The 6175-nt window shown below is 72.6% G+C and carries 6 protein-coding genes; 3 read left to right on the forward strand and 3 right to left on the reverse strand.

What is annotated here, in order from left to right; genetic code table 11:
* Positions 1-66 precede the first annotated feature (66 nt).
* A complete protein-coding gene (locus KBX39_RS01430; protein WP_181373764.1) occupies positions 67-582 on the forward strand; it encodes a LytR C-terminal domain-containing protein in 516 nt (171 codons plus the stop codon).
* 71 nt (positions 583-653) lie between these two features.
* Here KBX39_RS01430 and KBX39_RS01435 read toward each other — a convergent pair whose 3' ends face one another.
* A complete protein-coding gene (locus tag KBX39_RS01435; protein ID WP_043325683.1) occupies positions 654-1475 on the reverse strand; it encodes an inositol monophosphatase family protein in 822 nt (273 codons plus the stop codon).
* 287 nt (positions 1476-1762) lie between these two features.
* Between KBX39_RS01435 and KBX39_RS01440 the strand changes: the two genes are divergently transcribed.
* Positions 1763-3367 carry an RNA polymerase sigma factor gene (locus KBX39_RS01440; RefSeq protein ID WP_064447138.1) on the forward strand — a complete coding sequence of 535 codons (1605 nt, stop codon included), beginning with the start codon at positions 1763-1765 and terminating at the stop codon, positions 3365-3367.
* A 244-nt stretch (positions 3368-3611) separates the two neighbouring features.
* A complete protein-coding gene (locus tag KBX39_RS01445; RefSeq protein WP_013284786.1) occupies positions 3612-3845 on the forward strand; it encodes a hypothetical protein in 234 nt (77 codons plus the stop codon).
* Positions 3846-3996: 151 nt separating this feature from the next.
* Here the strand turns inward: KBX39_RS01445 and KBX39_RS01450 are convergent, their stop codons facing one another.
* Positions 3997-5718: a DEAD/DEAH box helicase gene (locus KBX39_RS01450; RefSeq protein ID WP_210868811.1), complete on the reverse strand. Its 1722-nt coding sequence runs from the start codon at positions 5716-5718 to the stop codon at positions 3997-3999.
* Between the two features lie 191 nt (positions 5719-5909).
* Positions 5910-6175: trimeric intracellular cation channel family protein (locus tag KBX39_RS01455; RefSeq protein WP_210868807.1), on the reverse strand; the 266-nt coding region annotated here is incomplete at its 5' end.

The following is a 6175-nucleotide window of genomic DNA, read 5'->3' on the forward strand; positions in this document are numbered from 1 at the left end:
CCCGACCGCGTCGCCCGCCACCACCCAATCACTGTCCGGGGAGCGCCCAGGATGAGTTTTGCGCGAGTGCGGGCACTCGTTGTCGTCGGACTGCTGGCGGTCGTCGCCCTGGTCGTCGTGGTCGTCGCCGTGTTGAAGGACAGTCAGGGCACAGCCGGTACGGCGGCCGCCTGCCCGGACGGCTGGCCGCTGGTCGACCTGCGGCTGCGGGAGCAGAAGGACGTCAAGATCAACGTCTACAACGCCACCGACGAGGCCGGCCGGGCCGGCAGCGTCGCGGACGACTTCCGCAACCGCAAGTTCCAGGTCAAGAAGGTCGGCAACGAGAAGAAGGCGTTCGACGGCGTGGCCGAGTTGCGGTTCGGTCCCAACGCCGTGGGGTCGGCGCACCTGCTGCGCGCGTACTTCCTGAACGAGGCGAGCCAGAAGTTCGACGCGAACCGCAAGGACGACGTGGTCGACGTGGTCCTGGGCAACCAGTTCCAGCAGCTCGCCACCACCACCGAGGTCAACCAGTCGCTCGGCGACCTGGGCGCCCCGCAGGCGCCGCCGGAGACCTGCCCGAAGCCGGTCGAGAAGTAGGCGGCCGGCGGCCCGACGACGCAGGGCGGTCCTCCTCCGGGAGGGCCGCCCTGTCGCGTGTGCGGGGCAGGTCACGGCCCGCCGGAGGCGTCCAGGTCGACCAGCCGGGCGTGCAGCGGCCCGTGCAGCGCCGGCGGCGCGGCGAGCACCAGGTCCGGTCCGGCCGGGCGGCCGGACAGGCCGGTCACCAGCAGCCCGGCCTCCCGGGCGACCAGCCCGCCGGCGGCCAGGTCCCAGTCGGCCAGGCCCTTCTCGTAGTACGCATCCACCCGCCCCTCGGCGGCCAGGCAGAGGTCGAGCGCGGCGGCGCCCATCCGGCGGATGTCCCGGATGTGCGGGATCAGCTCCGTCACCACCCGCGCCTGGTGGGCCCGGCGGCCGGCGTCGTAGCCGAAGCCGGTGGCCACGAGCGCCTGGCCGAGATCGGTCGCGGTCGAGCCGCTCAGCCGCTGCCCGTCGCGCCAGGCGCCGCCGCCGAGCGTCGCGGTCCACTCCTCGCCGGTGACGACGTTGCGGACCACCCCGGCGACCACCTCGCCGGCCACCTCAGCGGCCAGCGAGACCGCGCAGTAGGGCAGCCCGTACAGGTAGTTGACGGTGCCGTCGATCGGGTCGAGGATCCAGCGCACCCCGTCGGCACCGGCGGGGCCGGTCTCCCCCGCGCCGTACTCCTCGCCCAGCACCGCGTCGCCCGGCCGCCGCTGCCGCAGCGCGGCCAGCACCTGCCGCTCCACCGCCCGGTCGGCGGCGGTGACCACGTCGGTCACCGTGCTCTTCGTCGCGGCCACCGAGACACCCTCGACCCGCATCCGGTACGCGGTGGCGGCGGCCTCCCGGGCCACCTCGACCGCGATCGTGAGCAACTCCCGCGCCGTAGGCGTCGCGGTGATCATGTTTGTCCCCTTCCCGCACGATCGGGACCGGCCCACCCGTGCGCGGGTATCATCCTTACAAAGTCCACATCTGCGCCGATTCGGCGGTCCCGGACCGCCGGTCCGCCGTGCGGCGCGGGATGATCGCGGCAGACGGCGTTACAATTCACCCTGCCCACGCGCCACGGACCGCCAGCGACCGGACGGCCCGGGACACGGGGGTCCTCAACGACTCGCCCGGCACGGCCGTCCCATGCTGCGCCGGACGACCCGGCCGTGCTCGCTCTTTTCGCCTCCGGAAGGTCTTCGTGACAGATCCCCGCCAGACCGGCGCCGACGTTCGCTCGCTCACCGACACCCTGATCGCCCACGCGCAGAGCGCCGGCGGTCAGCTCACGTCGGCCCAGCTCGCGCGCACCGTCGAGTCCGCTGAGGTGACCCCGGCCCAGGCCAAGAAGATCCTCCGCGCGCTCTCCGAGGCGGGCGTGACGGTGGTGGTGGACGGCTCGGCGAGCACCCGCCGCCGCGTCGCCGCCGCCCGGTCCGCCACCCCGGCCTCCCGCGCGACCACCGCCAAGACCACGAAGAAGGCCGCCGCGCCCGCCCCGAAGCAGGCGCCGGCCGCCGAGGAGGCGCCCGCCGCCCCGGCCCCCCGGAAGGCGACCGCGCGCAAGGCCACCACGGCCGACGTCGCCAAGGCCGCCGCCCCGGCGAAGGCCACCAAGGCGACCCGCGCCACCAAGGCCACGGTGGCCGCCAAGACCGCCGCGGCGAAGCCGGGGAAGGCCGGCGGCAAGGCGGAGGGCCCCGACGGCGAGATCGACCCGGAGGAGCTGGCCGCCGAGATCGAGGACGTGGTGGTCGAGGAGCCGGCCGAGCTGACCCAGGCCGCCGAGGCCGACGCGGCCAGCTCCGCCACCGACAACGACTTCGAGTGGGACGACGAGGAGTCCGAGGCGCTCAAGCAGGCGCGCCGGGACGCCGAGCTGACCGCCTCCGCCGACTCCGTGCGGGCGTACCTCAAGCAGATCGGCAAGGTTCCGCTGCTCAACGCCGAGCAGGAGGTCGAGCTGGCCAAGCGGATCGAGGCCGGCCTCTACGCCGCCGAGCGGCTGCGCGCCGCCGACGAGGGCGAGGAGAAGCTGGTCCGCGACCTGCAGCGCGACCTGATGTGGATCTCCCGGGACGGCGAGCGCGCCAAGAACCACCTGCTGGAGGCCAACCTCCGCCTGGTGGTCTCGCTGGCCAAGCGCTACACCGGTCGCGGCATGGCCTTCCTCGACCTCATCCAGGAAGGCAACCTCGGCCTCATCCGCGCCGTCGAGAAGTTCGACTACACCAAGGGCTACAAGTTCTCCACCTACGCCACCTGGTGGATCCGCCAGGCCATCACCCGCGCCATGGCCGACCAGGCCCGCACCATCCGCATCCCGGTGCACATGGTCGAGGTGATCAACAAGCTCGGCCGGATCCAGCGCGAGCTGCTCCAGGACCTGGGCCGCGAGCCCACCCCGGAGGAGCTGGCCAAGGAGATGGACATCACACCGGAGAAGGTGCTGGAGATCCAGCAGTACGCCCGGGAGCCCATCTCGCTCGACCAGACCATCGGTGACGAGGGTGACAGCCAGCTCGGCGACTTCATCGAGGACTCCGAGGCGGTCGTCGCCGTCGACGCGGTGTCGTTCTCGCTGCTGCAGGACCAGCTCCAGCAGGTCCTCCAGACGCTGTCCGAGCGTGAGGCGGGCGTGGTGCGCCTGCGCTTCGGCCTCACCGACGGTCAGCCGCGCACCCTGGACGAGATCGGCCAGGTGTACGGCGTGACCCGGGAACGCATCCGGCAGATCGAATCGAAGACCATGTCCAAGTTGCGGCACCCCTCGCGTTCCCAGGTGCTCCGCGACTACCTGGACTGACCGCGTACGTCAACAATTCGTGCCGGTTTGATCACCAGCCGTAGAACACTCATCAGTGCTCGATCGGTTGCCTGTTTGTGATCGTTGACGTGGCACCCTTGGTGCACGGCACACTGTCCCCCACGCCATGTGTGACCTCGGTCCCCCGCGGGCACACAGGGAAGGCAGGGCCCGAGATGGGTGTTGCACGATAGGTGAGCAACCGAAGAGAGTGTTCATCGGTGACGACCAGAGGAGGAAGGCGATGACCCCGACCCTCACGCCGCCGCCCGAGACGGTGAGCCCCCCGGCCGCCGATGAACGGTGCGACCGCTGCAATGCTGCCGGCAAGCTCCGGATCACTCTGGCGGGTGGGAGTGAGCTGGTGTTCTGTGGGCACCACGCGAACAAGTACGCGGAGGATCTCGTGAAGATCACCGTGCGCTACGCGTCGGACCCGGAGTTCAGCTGGCGTGGCGCCGATCTCATGGCGAACTGAGGTCCGACAGGAAATCCACATCACGACATAACCGGCCGGAGGCACCCACACGGGTCGCCTCCGGCCGGTTTTTCGTGCCGGTGCCGCCTGCGCCGCCCGGTGTTAAGAAGGGGCCCCTGCTCTACCGGAGGCGTTAACAGGGGGCCCTTCCTTACAGGGTCTGCACGGTGGCGATGCGCTCTTCGAGCTGCTCGATCGTCGCCTGCGCGCTGGGTGGGCCGCCGCAGATCCGGCGCAGCTCGGCGTGGATCTTGCCGTGCGGCTGGCCGGTGTGGTGGTGCCGGGCGGCCACCAGAGCGTTCAGCTGCCGCCGTAGCGCCACCCGGCGCTGGGCGGCACTCATCGGTGGGGGCGCCGCCGCCGGGGCCGCAGCGGCCGGCTCAGCGGTCCGCTGGGCGGCCCGGCGCTTCTGCGCGGCGAGCTGCTCGGCCTGCCGCTTGGTCAGCAGCAGCGAGACCTGGTCGGCGGTGAGCAGACCGGGCAGGCCGAGATATTCCTCCTCCTCCGGCGTACCGGCCTGGGCGGCGGTGCCGAACGACGCGCCGTCGAAGATGACCTGGTCCAGCTCGGCGGTCGCGGAGAGCGCGGCGAAGCGCTTCTCCAGCTCGCCGCTGGCGCCGTCGTCGCGCTGGGCGCGCTCCAGCAGGTCGTCGTCGAAGCCCTCGCGGTCCTTCGGCTTGCCGAGCACGTGGTCCCGCTCGGCCTCCATCTCGCTCGCCAGCCCCAGCAGGTGCGGCACGCTGGGCAGGAACACCGACGCGGTCTCGCCGGGACGGCGGGCCCGGACGAACCGGCCGATCGCCTGCGCGAAGTACAGCGGGGTGCTGGCACTCGTCGCGTACACGCCGACCGCGAGCCGGGGGATGTCCACGCCCTCGGACACCATCCGCACCGCGACCAGCCACCGTTGCTGCGAGGCGGCGAACGTCGCGATCCGCGCGGACGCGCCCTGGTCGTCGGAGAGCACCACGGCGGCCTTCTCACCGGTCACCTGCTCCAGCAGCTTCGCGTACGCGCGGGCCACCTGCTGGTCGCTGGCGATGACCAGGCCGCCCGCGTCGGGCATGCCGTTGTCGCGCAGCACGCTGAGCCGGGCGTCGGCGGCGCGCAGCACCTGCGGCATCCAGTCGCCGGCCGGGTCCAGCGCGGTACGCCACGCCTGGGCGATCAGGTCCTGCGTCATCGGCTCGCCGAGGCGGGCCGCCAGTTCCTCACCGGCGTTGGTGCGCCACCGGGTCTCCCCCGAGTACGCCAGGAACAGCACCGGCCGGACCACGCCCTCGCGCAGCGCGTCGGAGTAGCCGTAGACCGAGTCGGCGCGGGAGCGCAGCAGCCCGTCGCCGCCGCGCTCGTAGCTGACGAACGGGATCGGATTGTCGTCGGAGCGAAACGGCGTGCCGGTGAGCATCAGCCGGCGTACCGCGGGCTCGAAGGCCGCCTTGACGCCGTCGCCCCAGGTACGCGAGTCGCCGGCGTGGTGGATCTCGTCGAGGATGACCAGCGTGCGTCGGGTCATGGTGCGCCGCCGGTGCACCTGCGGCGCCATGCCCACCTGCGCGTACGTGACCACCGCGCCGTGGAGGTCGGCGGCGGAGTGCAGGTCGGCGTTGCGGAACGCGGCGTCGAGCTGGATGCCGACCCGGGCGGCGGCCTGCGCCCACTGGGTCTTCAGGTGCTCGGTCGGCGCGACCACGGTGACCGCCTCGACGGTGCCGTCGGCGAGCAGCTCGGCGGCGATGCGCAGCGCGAACGTGGTCTTACCGGCGCCGGGCGTGGCGACCGCTGTGAAGTCCTCGGTCCGGCGGCGCAGGTATTCCACGAGCGCCTTGCGTTGCCAGGCGCGCAGGGGCGGGAACGTGTCGAGCGCCGGCATCCGCGGTGGCACGCGTAGCTCCTCTCCGCCGCGGACGGCGGCGGGCCCGACCGGGGCCACGGGAGCCGCCGCCCATGAAAACGCCCTCGCGCATCCGGTGCCGCGAAGGCGGACTCAGCATAACCAGCGCGGGCCGTACGCCCCACTCGACGCCACGCCTGTCACATCCGCCCACCCCGGTGGGAAGCGGGTCAGGGCAGTGGTCCCCGGGTGCCGGTGCGCGGCGGCCGCAGCGTCGCCACCGGCGCGGACCAGCGCCGGCGCAGCGCGATCAGGCGCAGCCCGAACACGAGCAGGGCGGCGGCGGTGAGCGGCACGGCGGTCGCCTGTCCGGACGCCGACAGCAGCGCCACGGTGACCGCGCCGGCGAGCGCGGCGAGGGCGTAGATCTCCCGGCGCAGCACCACCGGGATCTCGCCGGTGAGCAGGTCGCGGCCCAGCCCGCCACCGATCGCGG

This window comes from Micromonospora sp. D75, assembly GCF_018070405.1.
Classification (GTDB): Bacteria; Actinomycetota; Actinomycetes; order Mycobacteriales; family Micromonosporaceae; genus Micromonospora; species Micromonospora chalcea.

Bases quoted from the DNA above. Each gene is read 5' to 3' on its own strand.
- KBX39_RS01435 (WP_043325683.1), bottom strand. From the start codon at position 1,475: ATGATCACCGCGACGCCTACGGCGCGGGAGTTGCTCACGATCGCGGTC.
- KBX39_RS01445 (WP_013284786.1), top strand. From the start codon at position 3,612: ATGACCCCGACCCTCACGCCGCCGCCCGAGACGGTGAGCCCCCCGGCC.
- KBX39_RS01450 (WP_210868811.1), bottom strand. From the start codon at position 5,718: ATGCCGGCGCTCGACACGTTCCCGCCCCTGCGCGCCTGGCAACGCAAG.